Below are 19,612 nucleotides of genomic sequence, written 5' to 3'. Positions count from 1 at the left end.
CACGCATCAAGATGTCCCTTGGTGGTCGAAGCCCAATCGAATACGTAAAAGCCTCGGCCTAATGCCGTGAAAACAGTCCAAGTTTTTGTCCGCACACCCACTGGGTCACTTCTAAGTGGAAATAAACAGCCGTAACAGTCTTTTCGCGCATGCCGACTTGCGCGCCAGTTAACAGATCAACATTATGTTCGGCCATCTGAAAGATTGATGTTTACGCGCTCCGATAGGTGCATGAGAGGATATGGTTCTGCCAGCCACGCCGCTCCATGAAATGTTCAACATCTCCGGCGGCACAGACGGCAACCAAAAAAAGATCAAGCTGACACTTCGTCCCAACTGGAACAGATTGCCGCAAATTTTTGTGGTTGTAGCGTCCTAACCACCACTCAGGCCCAGCTTGTCGCGTTTGATGCTGAAGGCCGCGGGTTCTTGCCGAAAAGAAAGCCGTCGGCTAGGCGTTCGTGTCGAGCCAGATCGTGACTGGGCCTGCGTTGGTTAGGCTCACATCCATGTCGGCGCCAAATTCACCAGTGGCGGTTGTGATGCCTAGCGCGATCACGGCTTGGATGAAGTATTCGTACAAGCGCCGCCCGTGTTCTTGGCTGGCGGCAGGTGAAAAGCCGGGTCGGTTGCCGCGTGACGTGTCAGCGGCAAGGGTGAACTGGCTGACGATCAAGGCACTGCCACCACTGTCTTTCAGGGACAGGTTCATTTTGCCAGAATCATCCTTGAAAATCCGCAGCTTGGCGATTTTGGCGGCCAGTTGGTCTGCCGTGGCCGTGGTGTCGCCTTGCATGGCACAGATCAGGATCAGCAGGCCGGGGCCTATGTCGCCAATCTTTTTGCCATCCACCACGACCGATGCGTGATGGACCCGTTGCAGCAGGGCCCTCACAGCTCATGCGCCCAAGGTGGGTTTGCGCCTGCCCGCGACACAGTAATTGCAGCCGCTCGGTTTCCCAGCGCAAGAGCCGCATCAAGGATTTCATCGGACAAGGATGCAAGGGCGGTTTTGGACAAAGCATCTGCCGCCTGCAATGCGGCCAAGGCGCCTGCGTTAAACGTGTCACCTGCGCCAACAGTGTCGGCAACAGTGACCTTTTGCCCTGCGACAAAGCGGTTTTGCGTGGCCGTGATCGCCCGCGCGCCGCTTGCTCCTTCGGTCAGGAAAACCAGCTTGGGGCCGCGTGCTAAAAGCCTGCGCGCAAGAGCTTCCAGATCGCCAGCGCCTTCCAGCCAGTGCAGATCCTCATCACTGATTTTGATGATGTCGGCATGGGTCAGCATTGCGTTCATGCGCGCGCGGTAGCTGGCCTGATCGGTGATGAAACTGGGGCGGATGTTCGGGTCAATCATGGTCACGCGCCCCCCCGCCTCACGCGATTGCAGCGCTGCATAGGCTGAGGCTGCTGGGTCATTGACCAGTGAGATGCCGCCAAAAAACAGTGTAGTGATGTGGTTGGGCAGCGGAGGGAGGTCTTGGACCGTCAGCAATCGCCCAGCGGTGTTTTCATCGTAAAACGCATAGGTCGCTTGTCCGTTCACCAGCTTTACAAAGGCCAGGGTTGTGGGGCGGTTGGACCGTGCGGCAAAGTTTGTCTCTACATTTGATGCGGCCAATGTATCAGCCAGAATCTCGCCAAACAGATCGGTGGACAAGCCCGAGAAAAAGCTGGTTTTCACACCAAGCCGCCCAAGGGCAATTGCTGTGTTGAATACCGCCCCGCCAGCGCAAGGGGTGAAAGCGGGTTCATCGGCCAGTGTACGGCGCGGCAGCATGTCGATCAAGGCTTCGCCACAACAAAGGATCATCTGGGAAGTCCTGTTTGAAAATTTGCAGCAGTATAGCTTTGGGTTGGCGTTAGCGCAAACAGCTTTGCATGTCAGGAAAAATAGGGTGCAAGATTCGCGCGCACCCGATCCAGCGGTGTGGCGCCAGAGGTGTCGGGAACAAAGGATTGGCCTGTGATGGCCTCATAAGCGCTAATATAGGTTTGGGCCGTGGCTGCGATCATTTCGGCGGGGATTTCGGGGATGGTATCACCGTAGGGGTCACAACGAGTGGCGACCCAAGCACGGATTACGTCCTTGTCAAAAGATGGGGGGCGGGTGCCGTTTGTCAGGGCCTCTTGAAAGCCGTCAGCCAGCCAATAGCGTGAACTGTCGGGCGTATGGATTTCATCGGCGAGAAAAATGTTGCCAGCGGTATCTGTGCCAAATTCGTATTTTGTGTCGACAAGTATCAGGCCCCGTTTGGCTGCCATTTCCTGACCACGGGCAAAAAGGGCAAGGGCTATGGCCGAAACTTGGTCCCATTGGGATTGGGTGAGGAGGTTTTGGGCCACGATTTCAGCAACGGTGAGGGGTTCATCATGGCCCCCATCGAAGGCTTTTGACGTTGGCGTGATGATCGGCGCCGCCAGGACCTGATTATCGCGCAGTCCATCGGGGAGGGTGTGGCCATACATCATTCGCTGGCCCTTTTTGTAAAGGGTCAGGATAGAGGTTCCGGTCGTGCCTGCAAGATAGCCGCGCACGACGATTTCAACAGGAAGGATGGTCAGTTTTTTCCCGATCACAACGTTCGAATCCGGATAGGACAGCACGTGATTGGGGCAAATATCGGCGGTATGATCGAACCAGAATCGCGCCGTTTGGGTCAGGACCTGCCCTTTGAAAGGGATCACCGCGAGGATGCGGTCAAAGGCCGAAATCCGGTCCGAAGAAATCAGGATCCGGCGATTATCGGGCAGGTCATAGCAATCGCGGACCTTGCCGAAATAGGGGTTCGGAAGCTCGGGGATATGGGCGTGATCGAGGGTGCGGGTCAGGTCGGTCATCTGGGCCTCCTATCGGTTGGCGTCCTTTTAGGCGGGGTGGGGCGAGAGTCAATCTATGGCGTGAAATGCCCGCAGGATGTCCGCGTGCGAACATTTGTGCAAGATATTGATTTATAATAATTTTGGTATTTTTGTTAAGGAAATATCAATCTTTGCCGCAGGTGTCGCGGGGCAAAAACTGGTGCGTAAATAACGGGTCTTGGGCATGGGCGGCAGATGGCGGATGGATATTTGGACCTGATAGAAAGCAGGACGGCAGGTCTAAAGTCCATCGTGCCAAGGCCCTGCTAGCAAGGTTATGGTCAACCCCGAAAGCCGCAGCCCAAGCCGTGCGAGAGGGGGCTCGATGCCCCCCGAGCGCGGGGCCGCTGGTGCGTTTGGTCTATTGGGTTTGGCCCAAATACAGCACCACGCCAGCCAACAGGGACAGGCCTATCACCGCAAAGGCGATTTTCCATGCGGAATAGGGGCGTTCGCCTTGGACCTTGCCAGTTTGGCCGTTGACCACAAAACGAAAGGTTTTGCCGTTGTATTTATAGGCGGCCATCCAGATCGGCAGCAGGATATGCTTGAACGTCTCATCCCGATGATCCGTGCTGATTTGGCTTATGCGCTGTTCATCGCCGCCGATATCACGGCGCACATCGCGGGCGATCACTTGGGCCATTTTCTCATGCGCATCGGCATTGCCAGCGGCCAGACCCACGGTATAACCCTCGGCCACAAAGCCTGCCAGATAATCGGGGCGGTAGGGTTGCAGCGCGTTCAGATCCCACGGCTCTAACCCTTCGGTATAGCTGCGCGGCAGGCTTTGGGACGCCAGCACCAGCACGTCGTCAAAGAAGCGTGCGACGCGGCCAGACACCGATTGCCAGCGGGTTTTGCGGACCTGTTCCTGGCGTTGCTGGCGCTTGCCGTCCACCATCACCGTGACGGTCTGCGTCTCGTAATAGTAGGTGCCGCGTTGGCCGGAATAGGCGGATTGGGTTTGTGCGTCAAAGGTCCAATAGGGCACATAGATGCCCGAGAGCGCGCGCCCCTTGCGGGCGTATTCGACCAGCCCGTTCGGGGCAAACCACAAGCGGCCCAGCCATTGTGCCATCGCCGCGCGGGCGGTGCGTTCATCCAGCTGGAACGGCAAGAGGCCTTGGGGTTTTATCTGGCGGTTGGTGCCGGTGCCGATGACCACGGGGGTTGCACAAAACGGACATTGGGCGGCATGCTGTGCCCCCGCAAATTCAACCAAAGCCCCACAATTCGAACATGGCGTGGTTTGCGGTTCTTCCATCGCGGAGTGTGGCAGGTCATCACGCAAGCCGCGCCCAAGGTCGATTTCGCCCAAGGCGGTGACAAGGCTGGCTTGGGCCGCTTGCGGGATTTGCTGCACATTGCCGCAATGATCGCAGACCAATTCCGTTTGGCCCGGTGCAAAGCGCAGGTCGGCCCCGCATTGATCGCAGGGCCAGCGGTGATCGGTGGCTTGGGTCATGCCGGTTCCCGCTTAGGCCCCCGGAGGTGGGGGCGGGGCGACGGTAAACAGTTGCGCCAGTTCGGCAATTTCGCCTGCGGGTTTCCAACCATCTTGGCCCGCGGTCCAAACCAGCGTTTCGCGGGTGAACTGGCCATCGGTGATCATACGGCCAAGGTGGCTGCGCGAAAACGGGCCGTTTGTGGTGCCTGCGGTGGCTGTGTGCCACAGCTTTTCGGGCGGGGGTGGGGCGGGAGGTGTTTGGGCGGCGGCGGCGGGTGCCGCGCCCCATGGGCCTGCTTGGGCTGCGGCCATGTTTTGCGCCATGCCCATGCCCAGACCTGCGCCCATGCCGGCACCCATTGCAGCGCCCATAGCCGAGCCGGGTTGCGCCATGCCTTCGGCGGCGTTGAACTGCATATAGCGGTTCAGATCGCCGACAATGCCCATCGAGGTGCGCTTATCCAGCGCCTTTTCCACCTCTTCGGGTAGGGAGATATTTTCAATGTAGAGTTCGGGCAGCGACAGGCCGTAGTCTGCGATTTGCGGGTTGATTGCGGTGGCGACCAGTTTGCCCAGATCGGCGCTATTCGCGGCCATATCCAGCACAGGGATTTTGGACGCGGCCAAAGCGCGGCTCATTTCCTGCAAGATCACATTGCGGATTTGGAAGCTGATTTCATCGGCGGTGAATTCGCCGTCGGTGCCGACGATTTCGGTCATGAATTTGGCGGGGTCGGTCACGCGCATGGAATAGGTGCCAAAGGCGCGGATGCGGACGGGGCCGAATTCGGGGTCGCGGGTCATGATCGGGTTTTTGGTGCCCCATTTCAGGTCGTTGAAACGGGTGGTGTTGATGAAATAAATCTCGGATTTAAAAGGCGATTGGAACATGTGGTCCCAATGCTGCAGCGCCGTCATGATCGGCATGTTGTTGGTTTCCAACATATAAAGGCCGGGGCCGAACACATCGGCCATCTGCCCTTCATGCACGAACACCGCCGCTTGGCCTTCGCGGACCGTCAGCTTTGCGCCGTATTTGATTTCGTGCCCTTGGCGTTCAAAGCGCCAGACCATCGTGTCGCGGGTGTCATCGGTCCAGTGGATAACGTCGATGAATTGGCCTTTGAGAAAGTCGAAAACCATGTGCAGACTCCTTAACTGTCGCCGCCCACAAGGGCCTCGGCGAGTTGGTCGATGATGGGGCGGGCCTGTGCTGCGGTCATGCCGGGGGACAGGCGGGGATCGTACAGCATTTTCAGCATCATCTCATCCATCGGGGTGAGAAGGGCGAATTCCTGATCGTCGTTAAAGATCGAGGGGCGCGCGGCGGGGCTGTCATTGGGCAGGCCGAGGCCTTGGGTGATTTCTTCGTGCAGGCAGGAGAGGTGCAACAGGTCGGGGTGTTCGGCGCGGATCACGGCAAAGGCGCGTTCGATCAGGTTGGTGCTGTCGTCGATGGAATAGGTAACCTGGCAGTAGGTCGAGGCGGGCATATCGATGATCGAGCGCAGTTCGGCCTCGCCTATCGTGGGGTCGGCGCGGCGGACGGTGGGGGCGATGGCCTTGATCTCATCCGTGTTCAGGATTTGCAGGTGAAAGTTGATGCCTGTGTCGGCCAGTTTGATGGAATGCCCCGTGAGGCGGGAGAGACGCGCGAGGTAGGAGGCAACGCGGGCGCGTTCGATCGGGTGGCGGGCCTTGGGGACCGACGGGCCAAAGGCGAGGCCGACGCGCACGGGTTTATCCCAGCGGCGCAGGGTTTTTTCGGTGGCGCGCGCGACAAGGGTGCCCGAGGAGCTGTCGAATTCATCAAAGAACGCGATGCGGATGAAGTTATTGGCGAGCATGCGGGCGCCAAAGGGGGCATCTTTGGCACCCGTATCCGTACGCATCAGGCCTTGGGATAAAAGTTCGGCTTGGACGCCTGCGTAATAGGCGCGCAGGGCTTCGCTTGCCGCCGAAGGGGGCGTTTGGGCTGCGGGTTGTTCAATGCGGGGTTGGGGCGGAAGGGCTGCACGGCCCGTGACGGCCTGATTGGGCAAGGCACAGCCCGCCAGAAAGGCGGCAGAGGCGGCGATGGACGCCGCCCCTTTCAAGGCTTTGACTGTGGTTTGCAAAGGGCGCTTCACGGTACTTTCCTCGATTTGAATCAGGCTTTTACACCCACCGTTTCGCCCAAACCGTCCTTGCGGGCGCGGGCCGAGGCCAGCGTGTCGCGCAGATCATGTTCCATCTTGACCAGCTCTACTTCGGCCGCGGCACGTTTGGCTTTGCCTTCATCGGCAATCGCAAGGCTTTCGTTGATCGTGGCGATCAGGGTCGCGTTGGCCTTTTTCACCGCTTCGATATCAAACACGCCGCGTTCCATTTCGGTGCGCACGATGCGGTTGGTTTGTTGCAGGTTTTCGGCGTTTGAGGTCAGCAGCTCATTCGTCAGGTCATTGGCCGAACGGATGCTTTCGGCGGCCTCTCGCGACCGCTGAATGGTCACGGCTTGGGCCAACTGGGTTTCCCACAAAGGCACGGTGTTCATCAGGGTCGAGTTGATTTTCGTCACCAGACTTTTGTCGTTTTCCTGCACCAAACGGATCGAGGGCAAGGATTGCATCGTGACCTGACGGGTCAGTTTCAGGTCATGCACGCGGCGTTCCAGATCATCGCGGGCGGCGCGCACATCGCGGAGTTCCTGCGCTTTCATCACTTGCTTTTCCTCTGGCGCAGCTTTGACTTCGGCCTCTTTGGCCGGAATATCGGTCGCATCCAGATCCTTCAGCTTTGCCTCGCCAGCGGCGATATAGAGCGCGAGTTCCTCATAGAAGGTCAGGGTTTTATCATAAAGAACATCCAAGGATTTGACGTCTTTAAGCAGCGTATGTTCATGGCCCAAAAGGGTTTCGGTGATCTTGTCGATCTGGCCTTGGACGTTTTCAAACTTGGCCACAAAATTGGCAAAGGGGGCGGCGCGGCCCAGCAGTTTTTCCCACCATGTCCGCTGACGGCGTACATCAAGTTCAGACACCGAAAACCCGCGAATGGTGCTGACCATGTTGCGCAGGCTGTCACCCGCTGGCCCCACATCCTTATTCTTCACATCGGCCAGCATTTCCTGACTGATGACCTGCAATTCGGCCTGCGCCGACGACCCGAAAGAAATGATCGACTGGGTATTGCCCATATCAATTTCGGCCATGCGTTTTTGAATTTCGGCGGCATGGGCAGGCGGGGCGGCCTCGAGCGTGATCAGCTCACGCCCCGGTTCGGGCAGGACAACGGCGGTGACTTTCTCAATCTCTGCCAAGGCGGCGGCGGCTTTTTGCTGGATCGTGTCGGTCATTTGGCCCTCATCACATTTTTACTGGTTTCTGGTCGCCCCCGTTGCGAGAGCAGCTTGCAATACATCAATAGATATATCCAAAGCGACATTGTTTCTCAATCGAATAGAGTCGGCCTTTTCCTTGTAGGACTGCGCAACCTTGGACAAAAAGCCAATAAATGCCGAGTGCCGCGCGGGATCATGGCGCTGCGTCTGTAGCAGTGCAAAGCGTTGTGCCGTGTCGCAGATCGCGTGCAAATAAACCGTCAGGTGCCTTTGGCAGGTGGCAATGCCCGCTGGATAGAGCGCAAGTCCGTCGAGCAAGGCAAGCGCCTGTGTTTCGACCAGACAGACACCTTGGTCGATGTCGGGGTCGTTCAACGGCAGCAAGGTGGAGCGGATGGTGGCCAGATCAGCCTCGACCTTGGCGGCAAACCCATCGACGCGATCGGCGCTTGCGGCTGACACCAGATCATCCTTGTCTTGGCGCGGGTCCAGACCAAAGGCAAGACCTTGCAAGCCTGCTGCAAGAATGGCTGCGAGCGCTGATTCAAACAGACTGCCGCCGCGTGTGGCATAGGTCAGGCCAACGGCAAGGCCCATCAAAAGGGCGGCCAGTGTTTTTAACGGCAGTCGTGGCGCGCGGGCGGCGGGGCGGGCGTTATAGTCATCTTCGGCCCGAAGACCCTCGCCCAGCAGCCAAAGCGCCGAGATGAAGATGCCAAAAAGCCCGACACTGATCGCGATAGAGGTCACATCGGAAAGGCCGCCAGTCAACAGCACCGCCATCGATGCCATTTGCAGGCCCATCCGTTCGCGCGCGCCCCGCTGGGACGGGGTGGAGCGATGTGAAAATAAGCCCTTTTGCGGTAAAATGCGCTGGGCGATGTCGGACCGATTATGTGCCATTTAAAGACCCCCAAAGGCGGCAATAACGATTAAAATCATCAGCATGAATGAGGCGAGCAAGGGCAACAAGCCACCCGAGATGGGACCGTGTTGCATGGATTGCTGCATGGCCTGCGCAAATTTCATGCGCTCGGGCGCAATGAAGGCGGAGACCTTTCGGGTTAAGCCCCAAAATATCAGGGCCATCGACATGAAGCTGAACAAGATCATGCCGAAAACCGGCGATATGGTCGAGAGCAGGACGGCGAAGGCAAATAGGGCGACCACCAAAATCGTGAAGCCAAGAGACAGTGTACGCATGTGAAGAGCCCCAGGTTGTGGCGTGTTTTCACATCTCTCGCCGAAGAATGCGGCGGAAAAAGGGAGGAATTACGCCTCGAACTTCAATCGTTCGCGCAAGACTTCGATTTCGACATTCAGGTCGGTGTGATTGTCGGACAAAAGGGCGGTGGTGCGGCTGGCGAAATTGGTTTCCAGATCGATCAGCAGCGCCTCGTAATCGGTGCGGATTTTGGGGTCGCGGTTTTGGACGTACAGGTCGACGAATTTCACAGTGGCATCGCGGGCACCCTGCAAATAGACGCCGAGATATTTGCGCGCCGCCGTCAGGTCGCGCGGGTCGCCTTCGACGGTGCGGAAAAGCTGGCGGGCGGTGTTGGCAAAACGATCGACGCGGGTTTCAAGCTGGCGGTCGCGGGCGCGCAGAATGGCGTCTCGCATGGCCGTCAGATGGCCTTCGGCCACGTCGATTGCCTTGGCCACGCGGTCGGTTTGAAAGGCATCAATGCCTTCCGTGCCTTTATCGGCCATCGGGTCGAACCCGAAAGCGCCGAGGTGCAGAAAAGCGGCAATTGTGGATAGGACGGTTGCGATGATCGTGCCTTGGCCTGACATCAGCGCGCCGCAGCCGATGCCCGCGCCGATCAGAATGGCGCCGATCACCTTGCGCGGCAGGGCGGGGCGGCGGGCGATGGTGCGGGCCTCATATGCCTCTTGGGCGAACAGGCCTTGGCGGGTCAGCCATGCGCCCAGCAGCATCAGGCCCGCGCCGACAAGCCCGAGGATCAGGGTGATGGGATCGCCCTGAAAAGCGTTCCAGATGAAGGGGACCGGCAGAAAAAATAAAAGGTTAGAGCGAAGCCCCGCCTTTGTGGGGCGTTTGGTTTGAAAGCTGTTCTGGGCGGGTTGGGGGTCTTTGGTTGGGCCATCTGAAGGGCTGAATTTGCCGCCGAACCGTTGTGCCATCAGACCGACCCCAACCCTGCGACGTAAAACGTCAGCGCCACCAAAAGCACGAAGGACACTGTTTTTAAACTGTTTGACGACATGCAGCACCCCCGTTTTGCGCGTGATCCACCTGTGTTTGCCCCTGCGGGCGGGGAACAGGCCGATCGGCACCTTTGCGCTTAACTATAGGCAGCGCGCCCCCCGCATACCAGTGCGATATACGGGGAATGCGTGGGTTTATTCCCCCTTTGGGCGGCGGTTTGCCGGTTTGGCGCCTGTGGGCGCACGTTTGCCCGAAGGGGCTGCGTTGCGGCTGGCCGTGGGTTTGGGCGCGGATTTGGCCCAAGATTTGGTATTGGGTTTCGCGCCCAGTTTAAGGGCCGGTTTCGCAGATGGGCGCTCTGTTGCGGCGGCTGCGGCGCGAAGCGCGAATTTCGGGGCCGGTTTGGCCGCAGTATCTGGTTTGCTAGTGCCATTGCCATTGCCATTGCCATTGCCTGTGCGGCGCATGGGTTTGCCGCGTGGCATATCATCCAACGAGGTGCCGAGGTTTGGCCCACGCTTTGCTGCCGGTTTGGCGCCTGGTTTGACGGGGCGTGCGACACGCGGACCTTTGGCCCCAGCGCCTTTGGTGCGTGGCGCGGGGGCCACGGCGTCTTCGGGCAATTCGCGCTGGCCCAACTGGTCACGCAGCACGCGGCCTTTGACCTCGGTTACTTCGCCCGGGGTCAGGTCGCCAAGGCGAAACGGGCCATAGCTGACGCGGATCAGGCGGTTCACGGTTAGGTTGATCGCGGTCATGGCGCGGCGGATTTCGCGGTTTTTGCCTTCGCGCAGGCCGACGGTCAGCCAAGCGTTTGCGCCTTGGATACGGTCGAGGACGACGATCATTGGTTGGAAACGCTCACCTTCAACGGTGATGCCTTTGCGCAAGGGAGCAAGATCGGGATCGGTCGGGTTGCCGTTGACGCGGACGCGGTATTTGCGCAACCAGCCCGTTGAGGGCAGTTCAAGCTGGCGTTTGAGGCCGCCGTCATTGGTCAGCAGCAGCAGACCTTCGGAATTCAGATCGAGGCGGCCGATGGACATGACGCGGGGCAGATCTTCGGGGAGGTGATCAAAGATCGTGTCGCGGCCCTTTTCGTCGCTGTTCGAGGTCACGAGGCCATCGGGTTTGTAGTAAAGCCACAGGCGCGCCGCTTCGGGTTGGCCGACGGTGTGGCCATCGACGGTGATGCGGTCGCGGTCGGTGACGTTCAGCGCAGGGCTGGTGATGACCTTGCCGTTGACGGTGACTTGGCCAAGTTCGATCATCCGTTCGGCTTCGCGGCGCGAGGCCACGCCAGCACGGGAGAGAACTTTGGCGATGCGGTCGCCTGAGGGTGTGTTTGGGGTATCGGACATGGGTTTGGCCTTTCTGGGCGGCGTCATCGCGACGTGGCTAAGCGCCGGGGGTTTTACACCTCCGGACCCCCGTAAGGTATTTGGTCCAAGATGAAGGGGCAAGGGGAGAGTGAAATTTGGATGGGTCAGTTTGAACTATCTTTTTTGCGGAGCTTATAAGGGCCGCGAACGTCCGAGGCGGCTACGGTCTCTGCCTTTTCCACCAGCGCGACGATATCTGACACTTCTCAAGGGCGAGACACAAGGCAAGCCGCCATTGCTGGGGGCCTGCGCAGCGTTTTGTAAGAGCGGAAAAAGATGTAGTACATGAAGTGCAAGAAAACCGCATCAGCGTGGTTCTCGGCCTTCTTTGCGAAAACGTTGGTCAGGCGGGTGAAGTGGCGCATACCCATCCGCATTGTGAGGTTTTGGCGTTCAATATGGTTGGTGCCTACCTGATCCATGTCTGGCTCGCCAAAGATTGCCTCTTTCTTTGCGCACGTGCATTCGTCAGGGCTATACTTACGCGCATGGCCTTTTGGGCCCGTGAGGTCGCCGTATTGCTTGATCCGCGGGGCGTTCTATATCGCCGGAGACTGCATCAGTGATTGCTTTTAAAGAGCAGCCACGCCCGTCAGTCGTCAGTTATATGGGGCCAAGACGTCGGTGAGGTGCGTGCGTAGCGGATCATTGCTGCCGCAGGGGGACCGTTTCACCATCGCTTCTATGAGCGTGTGGTTCCGTAGGCTGGCAGGTGTTTGCCAGCAAACACCGAGAGGTGGGCCATTGGTCAACGGATAGTTTGGCTTGGTCAGGCGATGCTCAATCCCGATCGCCACGCAGATCATGTCGAACGGCATTCGCCGTGGCTATGCGATGTCCGATTGCGGGAATGCGGTCTGGGACGGTCTTAAGCAGATGTTCGAGGAACTCCCACGCGGTCTTACGCTCTGCCTTGTCCATGAGTTGGGTGACTGCGAACTTGGCTGACCGGTCAATGCCCACAAAGAGGTAAGGCCAATCGTCTGGAAAATAATTGACTGGGCTTTTGTCTGGCGCTCCTCGGAGCTCCGTCCTCTGAACTTCGGCGATGTCGATATGAAAAACGCACCCTCTTGTCTTATGGCTTTTGGTGTCTCGTGAGGCAAAAGGGCGTCACGGCCTTGTACGTCATTCATGGCGGGCAGTGGTGGTGGGGTCTGGTCATTGCCCTCTTGGTCATATTTGACCGTTCCCGAGTAAGGTCGCCCCAGCCTTTTCTTATGAGCTGAACGGATACTTGGGCTTCGGACCCGCATGACAAGACAAGGTGAGAAAAAAATGATTGATACCATTGGCATCGATATCATCCAAAGATGAACTCGATGTTCATCGCTTGGCGGATGGACAACACATACAAGTTTTAAATGGAATGAGAGGGTTTGCGGAGCTTTTCAGCTGGATTGGATCGCAACCGACAGCGCACATCATTTTTGAAGCGACCGGCCCGTATCATCGGCAATTATAACAGGCACTTGGTGCCAGCGGTATGCCGTTTATCAAAGTGAACCCAAAACAGGCGCGTAGATTTGTCCAAGCCACTGGAAAATTGGCAAAGACAGATCGTGTTTATTGCGAGATGTTGGCAAAGATGGGTGCCGCCCTGCAACTAATGCCAAAGGCAGGCAACGCAGAAAACCTGTATGATCTGAGGGATGTACTGGCTGCGCGGCGGGCGCCAATCAAAGATCGAACAGCGGCCAAGGTCCGCAACGCCACGGTGACGCCTGCTCTCGTAAAGCGGCAACTAGAAAGGCACCTAAGCCAGACTGAATCTGATATCGTTAAAATAGATGCTGCGATGTTGGAGATGACCCGCCAGGACAAGCGCATGAGCGAAAGGCTGGAAGTTATGTCCAGCATTCCAAGGATTGGGGAAACTACAGCACTCATAGTGCTCGTGGAAATGCCGGAAATAGGCACCTTAGATAGCAAACAGGTCGACAGCCTTGCCGGGTGCGCCCCTATGTCGCAAAGGTCAGGGAAATGGCAAGGAAAGGCGCGGATTCTGGGCGGGTGCCAAAATTTGGGACATGCCGTCTTCATGCCAGCGCTGGTCACAATCCGATTCAATGCGGAGCTGAAAGCAAAATACGATCAACTCATCGCGGCCGAGAAAGAGAAAAAGTCGCCATCACGGCGGTACTGCGAAAGCTGTTTGTCCTCGAAAACGCACTCCTGCGCGATCAACGAAAGTGGAGCGAAAAACGGGGTTGATCGAGACGGATACTCGGGACCTTGCTGCACGATGTCCTGACGGGCAGTGAATTGTGTACTGCTGGTCTGACGCCAAGCGTGCCCTTTTGGAAGATTTGCTTTGCAAAGCGCCTTCTGGGTCACAGGACGTGGCGCTTGTGTGACGAACCTGCCCCGTAAGGCTTCCCTCTATCCCTTCGAAAGGATCGCACCATCAAACTGTGGGATCAAGCAGCGCGTTGGCATCGCCGAGTCTTTTGAGTTTATCTGTCATGCAGTCAATATAAGGGCTAGTTTGCATCCCGACAAATGCTGCCTCGCGTGAGGGATCACTTTCTGATTTCAAACTGACCGACCGCCTTGAAATTTTCGCGGGGGCGAGGCAAAGCTGAGGAATGGTTGGATTTACATCATATATGGCGGTGGCGTTAGAGGAGGCGCGGGCGGCGGGGGCGCGGGGTGAGGTGCCTGTGGGGGCCGTGGTTGTAGGGCCTGACGGGGTGGTGGCACGGGCTGGGAACAAGGTGAGGGAATTATGTGACCCGACGGCTCATGCCGAGGTTCTGGTGATCCGTGAGGCGTGTCGTTTGATCGGGTCCGAGCGGTTGGGCGGGTATGATTTATATGTGACGTTGGAGCCGTGCCCGATGTGTGCGGCCGCGATTTCGGGGGCGCGGATTGGGCGTTTGTATTACGGGGCATCGGACCCGAAATCGGGTGGGGTGGAGGTGGGCGCGCGGGTGTTTTCGCACCCCCAGTGCCATCATGTGCCCGAGGTTTATGACGGGATTGATGCGGTGGAATCGGCCGCCGTTTTGCGGAATTTTTTCGCTGGCAAGCGACGTTAAAGCGCGGGTTTATGTGGATTGACCGCACGCGGTCAATCTTGCAATATGTTGAAAAATATGCGTAATCACATTTTTGTTAACCAAATTTTAATGCGTGCGGATGCAGCCTGCGGCCGCAGACGGTAGCGCGGGGTCAGGGCGTTTTGGGTAATGTTCGCATGGTCCCTGCTTGGCATGGAAACTTTGGACTGCATTGTTTTCGAGATGGTGCCGACGGTTAGATAGCTGGACCCAAGCGTGCGGGCGTGCGCTTGGGCGGCAATCAGCAAGGCCGCCCTTGGGCCTGTGCCGCGACGGGCGGGCCATGTAAACATGAGGCACAAATTCATACAACGCTGGCTGAATTGCATTCGGGCAATGTCGCAACAGGATGTCGCCATCCGCGATCCCTTGAGGCGTCTTTGCAACAAGGGCATGCGCCCATAGGGGTGTGCCAAACAGATCGGGGATGAGTGGAGAGCGGGGTTATGCCATCAAGCAAAGCGGGTCTATCGGCAGGTGTCGTGCCGCGGGTGGTGAGGCCGAGGGATGCCAGTTTGGGATATGGTCACCCAGAAACGCCTTGTGCGCTGCGGACCCTAGTAGGGGCACCACGCAAAAGCGGGCCGCATCAGGGGGGCATGATGGGCAGTGAGGACGGTTTGGCGCCGGACGTGCTGGATCACGGTCAATGTGCCAAGCGCAGACGGTTCCTGTCAGGGCGCGGTCGCAGCCGAGGGGTGGTGTAACCCCTCGGCTGCTTGGTCACATAGCCGACAATCGGCAACGGCGGGGCCAGCCGTGTCCCTTGTGGTTACACCGCCGCAATGTGGTGCGTGGCTTCGAATTTGCGACGACAATTCGGGCGGCGGGGTCCGTCAATGCGCGGGTTTGATAAAGGTGTCGTTGCGCAGATCGGTGAGGGCTTGACGGATTTCGGCCTGCGTGTTCATCACGATGGGGCCATGCCATGCCACGGGTTCGCGGATCGGCGCGCCCGAGATGAGCAGAAACCGCACGCCTTCGTCGCCAGCCTGGACCGTCACCTCATCGCCCGTGCCGAACTGCACCAAGGTACGGTTGCCCGACATATCACGAATGTTGACCTCGACGCCGCGCACCTCTTTTTCCAAGAGAACGCCGCGCGGGCGGCTGGCATCGCGGAAATTCCCCTTACCTTCGAACACATAGGCGAAGGCGGATTTGTGCGTGTCGATTTTGAAAGTCTTTTTGGTGCCTGCGGGGACCGAGATATCAAGGTATTGCGGATCGGCCGCGATACCGTCTACGGGGCCGGATTTGCCCCAGAATTTGCCCACGATGACCCGCACTGTGGTCCCGTCATCATCGGTGATTTCTGGGATGTCTCGGCTGGTGACATCTTGGTAACGCGGCTTTGTCATTTTCAAGTGGCCCGGCAGGTTGGCCCAAAGTTGAAAGCCGTGCATCTGGCCCGTGGCGTTTCCATGCGGCATTTCCTGGTGAAGGATGCCCGAACCGGCGGTCATCCATTGCACGTCGCCTGCGCCCAGTTTGCCAGTGTTGCCCAGGCTGTCGGCATGATCGACGCTGCCTGCCAGCACATAGGTGATGGTTTCAATGCCGCGGTGCGGGTGCCACGGAAAGCCGCGCTGGTACTGGCTGGGATGTTCGTTGCGGAAATCGTCGAACAGCAAAAACGGGTCCATTTGTTCGGGGTTATGAAAGCCGAACGCGCGGTGAAGGTGAACGCCTGCGCCTTCCATTGTGGGTTGGGCGGGGGTTTCGGATGTGACGGGCCGGATGGACATTTGGACCTCCTGTATCTGGTGCTGGGGGCAAGGTAGGCTGCCCGCGGGTTTCGTGCAATTGCACAGACATGCAGGGCGGCTGTGCGCTGTGGCACAGGATGGCTGGCCCTGCGCGCGCAACCTGCTATAGCGGGGAAACGGGATTTTGGGGGATGCAATGAAGAGCAGTAAGGCAAAAGGGAAGGCCGAGCCGGTTTTGGCGCGGTTGGATGTGTCACAGCCACGGCGCGTTATCGGGGTTGCGGTTCAGATTGCGCTGGGCGTGGTGCTGGTTAGTCTTGCGATCAGTTTCCCGCGTGAGCAGATGGCGCTGCGGCTTGCGATGTTGATCCTGGGTGGTTTGATGTTTTTCGCGGCACAATTGACGTGGCGGGCGACGACCGTGGGGTTGGTGCTGACGGCAAGCGGGGTGCGCGATGACAACGGGCGGCTGCTGGCCGAGATGGGCAATGTGCGCGAGGTGTCGCGCGGGGCATTTGCGTTAAAGCCGTCGCACGGGTTTTCGCTGGTGTTGTTTCAGGGCATGGGGTTTGCGTGGGTGCCGGGCTTGTGGTGGCGGATTGGCAAACGGGTGGGGATTGGCGGTGTTACGCCATCACAACCCGCGCGGTATATGGCGGAAACGATTGCGGCGCTGGTGGCGCAGCGGCCCGAGTAATCTGACCCGGTAAAGTCAAACCAAACGCCCGCCGAGGGGGCGGGCGTTTGGGCGTTTTGTTGCCGTCGAGCAGATCAGCACGCAAAATTCTCGTGGCACAGCTTTGGCAAGAAGCGCGGGCGGGTCACGATAAACTGTTCCATCAGATTATGGTCTAGCCCATAGTTAACAGGTGGGACGTAGAAAAATTCGGTTTCCAACAAAATCGCGCTGTCGCCATCTGCCATGATTGGCAGTTGATCTGTCAACGACGCAAGATCGGCGTTGGTGAGGACGGGCATGCCACGGCCAGGAGAGCGGGAAAAGATAACCTCATAGCGATCACGCACCCCGCTCCATGTGTAGGAGGTGAGGCGGATATTGCCCGGATTGCGGGCGTTCAGCATCCTGTTAAAGGTTGTCCGCATGCCTGCGATATAAGCGTCATTAATGCCGTCGCCATCTTGGCTACGCGAGATCAGATCCGCAATCGTGTAAGACGCCTTTTGCACCGCGTTGGTGGCGCGGTAGGCATCCCAATACACGAACATACCCATGTATCCCCACGCGAGCATGGGCATGACAATGACGGCATCGAAGACAAGCGACCCTTTTTCGTCACGGGTAAAGCGGCGCAACAGCGATGAGAGGAACGACATAATGGGATTCCTTAAGGTTCATTCACGAAGGCGGTTGTGGTGGTCAAGGCAAGGCCGCCACTTGCATCTTGCGCGAGCCGGAGGCCGATGCCTGCAAAGGGGAAAATGGCATTCTGGATCACGCAGACGCGCACCATCATGATATCTTGGACCGCGCCAGGGTTGAACGTGGTGGCCGGGCTGATGTTACTGTCGCGGTCAACGCATTCGACAGCGCCAGCGGGGAAGGCCCAATTGGTGGTGCTGACGGGGCGCAGGTCGATCGTTATGTTGGCTTGGCAGTCTTTCACGATAAGGCTGCCATCACAAATCTGGTCCTTCAGAAGCGCCACGGTTGGGTTTGGAATCTGGCCAAGCCGCAATTCGCGCATCACGTTGTCAACCGACCGTTCCAACATGATCAAACGGGTCATGAAGGCGCCAGATTCAATCGATGCCATGAAGATCATCATGATAGCAGGAACGCAGATCACAAATTCGACCGAGGCCGTCCCGACGTCGGACAGGAAGCTGCGTGCAAGCCGTGCCTTGACGCGCCTGAACAGTGACAAAGGCGTGTCCTGTTCAGCGGCGTGGGTGCCAGATGTTTCGGGGTGACGGATCATTGAGTCAACCTCAACTGACTGATGTTGTTGGCAATGGCGCGGAATGCAGACGAGATTTCAAGACCGCGCGCATCAAAATAATGGGCGTTCGAGGTTGCGCAGGCACGGACCTGGTCACGACCATTCGTAGGGGCCTCGAACCCGATCCCGTAGACGATGATATTGTCCGATTTTGCGGCGTTACAGATTTGCTGCAAGCGGGTGTCTTTGTTCCAATACACTTGGGTCATAAAGGTGTCGCGCCAGTTGTTGTAGTTTTGGTTCAGGGCCAAGCCGTAGAAGTGGTAGGCGACATAGGTCACCGAATAGTTTGCCCACACTTGTGGCCAGGTCAGTTGATTATAGTTGCTGTTGCTGCCACCACCATCGCGGCCCGAGTTCCAGGTGTTGGTGCGCGGCCACCACCAGTCATTGCTACCGCTGCGGTTAAAGTACACCGAAACACGGCCGTTGGTTCTGTGTTCATAGATGTTGGAATCGCCGGTGTTATAGGGGTCGTTGATCTTGTATTCGGTCGTGTTTTCACCATCTGTCATAACCACCAGCACCTTGAGCACGTCGGCGGTTGCCGGATCCAGCGGGCGGTTGCCGAATTTGGACTGAACGCGGTTTTGGTTGACCAGATGCTGGATAACAGGGTTTGCACTACGGCTGAGCAAATAGGCCCCCCACTTAACACCCACGTCGATAGAGGTGTTGCCACCCACAGCCAGATTGTTGATCGCTGCGTGCAAAACACCTTGGTTATCGGTCATCGGGGTAACGGTGTTACCGTTTTGAACCATCGGGACCTGTCCGTTGCCGGTGTTGGGCGGGCAGTTGAACAGCATATTGTTCCACCCCGAGGTATAGTTATAGGGGTCGAAATGGGCGTTATGCGTGAACGGCGCCGTGCGTGACATGGTATTCGATGTGAATGTGCTGTCGGGCAGTTCGATACAAGCCGAAGCGCTATGGGTGTTTGTCGTGTTCACGTTGAACGCACTTAGCATCTGTGCGCCGATGTTGACCTGGGCGTTGTAGGGAACAATCGAAATTGACACGCGGCCAGGTTCGGCGGTGCTTAGAACAGAGGTTACAAATTCACGCGCGGCCGGGCGCAGGTTGTTTATACGCGACCCCCCCATCGAGCCGGAGATATCCAGAACCATCGATACTTCGACGTTGGAAATGCGCTGTTCGGCGCCAGATGCGGCCGCAACCGCTAGGTTGTTGATGTCAACGTCGGACTCTTCCAGGAATTTGAAATTGCTGATGAAGAGCGTCGCGAGGTTGGAACTGGCACCAGCGGTGACGATGCGGTAGTTTATACCACGGTCGACGTCGACCCAATCGAGGTTTTCGGCAAGACCGGCTTTTTGAAAATAATCGTTGACCACATCTGCGGGTTCAAGGTTCTGCGTCATGGATGCGGCGGCCAGTACCGAACGGTCGAGTGTTTGTTGCAATGCGGTGCGGCGCTGTTCAAAGCGCATAACATCCACCGCAAGACCGCCCATCGTGACCATCAGCATAAACAGAACAAGGCTGAGGACGATCAAAGAGCCATCCTCGGACGCGGCAAAGCGCGTTTGTGCCAATCGGTGCTGCCTGAGGCGATTGACCAGCCTGTCAGAGCCAGATGAGCGCGCCGAAGTTTCTTTGAACTCGATTTCCATCTTCGTTTCCTTGTTCACCTGCGCCCGGAAGTCATTCAGGCGATCACATCGCCCAAAA

Annotated in this window: 19 protein-coding genes and 1 pseudogene; 4 read left to right on the top strand and 16 right to left on the bottom strand. The window is 57.9% G+C overall.

Annotation, left to right across the window (positions count from 1 at the left end; genetic code table 11):
* Window positions 1-451: 451 nt before the first annotated feature.
* The 12 genes and pseudogenes from dtd to G560_RS21795 all read right to left on the bottom strand — a co-directional run.
* Window positions 452-895, bottom strand: coding sequence for a D-aminoacyl-tRNA deacylase (gene dtd / locus G560_RS0116210; RefSeq protein WP_022705346.1), 444 nt, complete (start codon window positions 893-895; stop codon window positions 452-454).
* Window positions 892-1,812, bottom strand: a complete 921-nt coding sequence (locus G560_RS0116205) for a carbohydrate kinase family protein (protein ID WP_022705345.1) — start codon at window positions 1,810-1,812, stop codon at window positions 892-894. Before G560_RS0116205 ends, dtd begins: the two co-directional genes overlap by 4 nt.
* Window positions 1,813-1,883: 71 nt before the next feature.
* Window positions 1,884-2,840, bottom strand: coding sequence for a phosphoribosylaminoimidazolesuccinocarboxamide synthase (locus tag G560_RS0116200; RefSeq protein WP_022705344.1), 957 nt, complete (start codon window positions 2,838-2,840; stop codon window positions 1,884-1,886).
* A 382-nt stretch (window positions 2,841-3,222) separates the two neighbouring features.
* On the bottom strand, window positions 3,223-4,329 hold the full coding sequence (locus G560_RS0116190; protein WP_022705342.1) for a TFIIB-type zinc ribbon-containing protein: 1,107 nt from the start codon (window positions 4,327-4,329) through the stop codon (window positions 3,223-3,225).
* Between the two features lie 12 nt (window positions 4,330-4,341).
* Entirely contained in the window at window positions 4,342-5,454 is a 1,113-nt protein-coding gene (locus G560_RS0116185; RefSeq protein ID WP_022705341.1) for an SPFH domain-containing protein, read from the bottom strand.
* Between the two features lie 11 nt (window positions 5,455-5,465).
* Complete coding sequence (locus G560_RS0116180; RefSeq protein ID WP_022705340.1) at window positions 5,466-6,440, bottom strand: DUF2927 domain-containing protein; 975 nt, start codon at window positions 6,438-6,440, stop codon at window positions 5,466-5,468.
* 20 nt (window positions 6,441-6,460) lie between these two features.
* Window positions 6,461-7,645 (bottom strand): toxic anion resistance protein, encoded by a 1,185-nt coding sequence (locus G560_RS0116175; RefSeq protein WP_022705339.1) that lies wholly within the window; start codon window positions 7,643-7,645, stop codon window positions 6,461-6,463.
* An 18-nt stretch (window positions 7,646-7,663) separates the two neighbouring features.
* Window positions 7,664-8,533: a hypothetical protein gene (locus G560_RS20410; RefSeq protein WP_155947343.1), complete on the bottom strand. Its 870-nt coding sequence runs from the start codon at window positions 8,531-8,533 to the stop codon at window positions 7,664-7,666.
* Window positions 8,534-8,833 carry a hypothetical protein gene (locus G560_RS0116165; protein WP_022705337.1) on the bottom strand — a complete coding sequence of 100 codons (300 nt, stop codon included), beginning with the start codon at window positions 8,831-8,833 and terminating at the stop codon, window positions 8,534-8,536.
* A 69-nt stretch (window positions 8,834-8,902) separates the two neighbouring features.
* On the bottom strand, window positions 8,903-9,778 hold the full coding sequence (locus G560_RS0116160) for a 5-bromo-4-chloroindolyl phosphate hydrolysis family protein (protein ID WP_028914186.1): 876 nt from the start codon (window positions 9,776-9,778) through the stop codon (window positions 8,903-8,905).
* Window positions 9,779-9,997: 219 nt separating this feature from the next.
* Window positions 9,998-11,164, bottom strand: coding sequence for a pseudouridine synthase (locus G560_RS20785; RefSeq protein ID WP_081647685.1), 1,167 nt, complete (start codon window positions 11,162-11,164; stop codon window positions 9,998-10,000).
* Between the two features lie 125 nt (window positions 11,165-11,289).
* Window positions 11,290-11,788, bottom strand: a pseudogene (locus G560_RS21795) (IS1 family transposase); the annotation flags it as partial.
* Window positions 11,789-11,989: 201 nt separating this feature from the next.
* Between G560_RS21795 and G560_RS21105 the strand changes: the two are divergent.
* The 3 genes from G560_RS21105 (at window position 11,990) to G560_RS0116140 (ending at window position 14,226) form a co-directional block, all read left to right on the top strand.
* Window positions 11,990-12,133 (top strand): hypothetical protein, encoded by a 144-nt coding sequence (locus G560_RS21105; protein ID WP_156205660.1) that lies wholly within the window; start codon window positions 11,990-11,992, stop codon window positions 12,131-12,133.
* 538 nt (window positions 12,134-12,671) lie between these two features.
* The gene (locus G560_RS20055; protein WP_231575926.1) at window positions 12,672-13,439 is read left to right on the top strand and encodes a transposase; all 768 of its coding nucleotides are present in this window, start codon (window positions 12,672-12,674) and stop codon (window positions 13,437-13,439) included.
* A 334-nt stretch (window positions 13,440-13,773) separates the two neighbouring features.
* Window positions 13,774-14,226, top strand: a complete 453-nt coding sequence (locus G560_RS0116140; RefSeq protein ID WP_022705333.1) for a nucleoside deaminase — start codon at window positions 13,774-13,776, stop codon at window positions 14,224-14,226.
* An 857-nt stretch (window positions 14,227-15,083) separates the two neighbouring features.
* Here the strand turns inward: G560_RS0116140 and G560_RS0116130 are convergent.
* Window positions 15,084-15,995 carry a pirin family protein gene (locus G560_RS0116130; RefSeq protein WP_022705331.1) on the bottom strand — a complete coding sequence of 304 codons (912 nt, stop codon included), beginning with the start codon at window positions 15,993-15,995 and terminating at the stop codon, window positions 15,084-15,086.
* 157 nt (window positions 15,996-16,152) lie between these two features.
* Here G560_RS0116130 and G560_RS0116125 point away from each other — a divergent pair, with 157 nt between their 5' ends.
* A complete protein-coding gene (locus G560_RS0116125) occupies window positions 16,153-16,653 on the top strand; it encodes a hypothetical protein (protein WP_022705330.1) in 501 nt (166 codons plus the stop codon).
* 74 nt (window positions 16,654-16,727) lie between these two features.
* On the opposite strand, the gene G560_RS0116120 is transcribed toward G560_RS0116125, so the two are convergent.
* Genes G560_RS0116120 through G560_RS0116110 form a run of 3 tightly spaced genes read right to left on the bottom strand, consistent with a single transcriptional unit; the run spans window position 16,728 to window position 19,554 of the window.
* Entirely contained in the window at window positions 16,728-17,291 is a 564-nt protein-coding gene (locus G560_RS0116120) for a TadE/TadG family type IV pilus assembly protein (protein WP_022705329.1), read from the bottom strand.
* Between the two features lie 11 nt (window positions 17,292-17,302).
* Window positions 17,303-17,896: a TadE/TadG family type IV pilus assembly protein gene (locus G560_RS0116115; protein WP_022705328.1), complete on the bottom strand. Its 594-nt coding sequence runs from the start codon at window positions 17,894-17,896 to the stop codon at window positions 17,303-17,305.
* Window positions 17,893-19,554, bottom strand: coding sequence for a pilus assembly protein (locus G560_RS0116110; RefSeq protein ID WP_022705327.1), 1,662 nt, complete (start codon window positions 19,552-19,554; stop codon window positions 17,893-17,895). Before G560_RS0116110 ends, G560_RS0116115 begins: the two co-directional genes overlap by 4 nt.
* Window positions 19,555-19,612 lie beyond the last annotated feature (58 nt).

It is taken from the genome of Pseudorhodobacter ferrugineus DSM 5888, assembly GCF_000420745.1.
In the GTDB taxonomy this organism is placed as follows: domain Bacteria; phylum Pseudomonadota; class Alphaproteobacteria; order Rhodobacterales; family Rhodobacteraceae; genus Pseudorhodobacter; species Pseudorhodobacter ferrugineus.
Note: the sequence above shows the minus strand (reverse complement) of the source record. Positions and strands in the feature narration are given on the sequence as shown.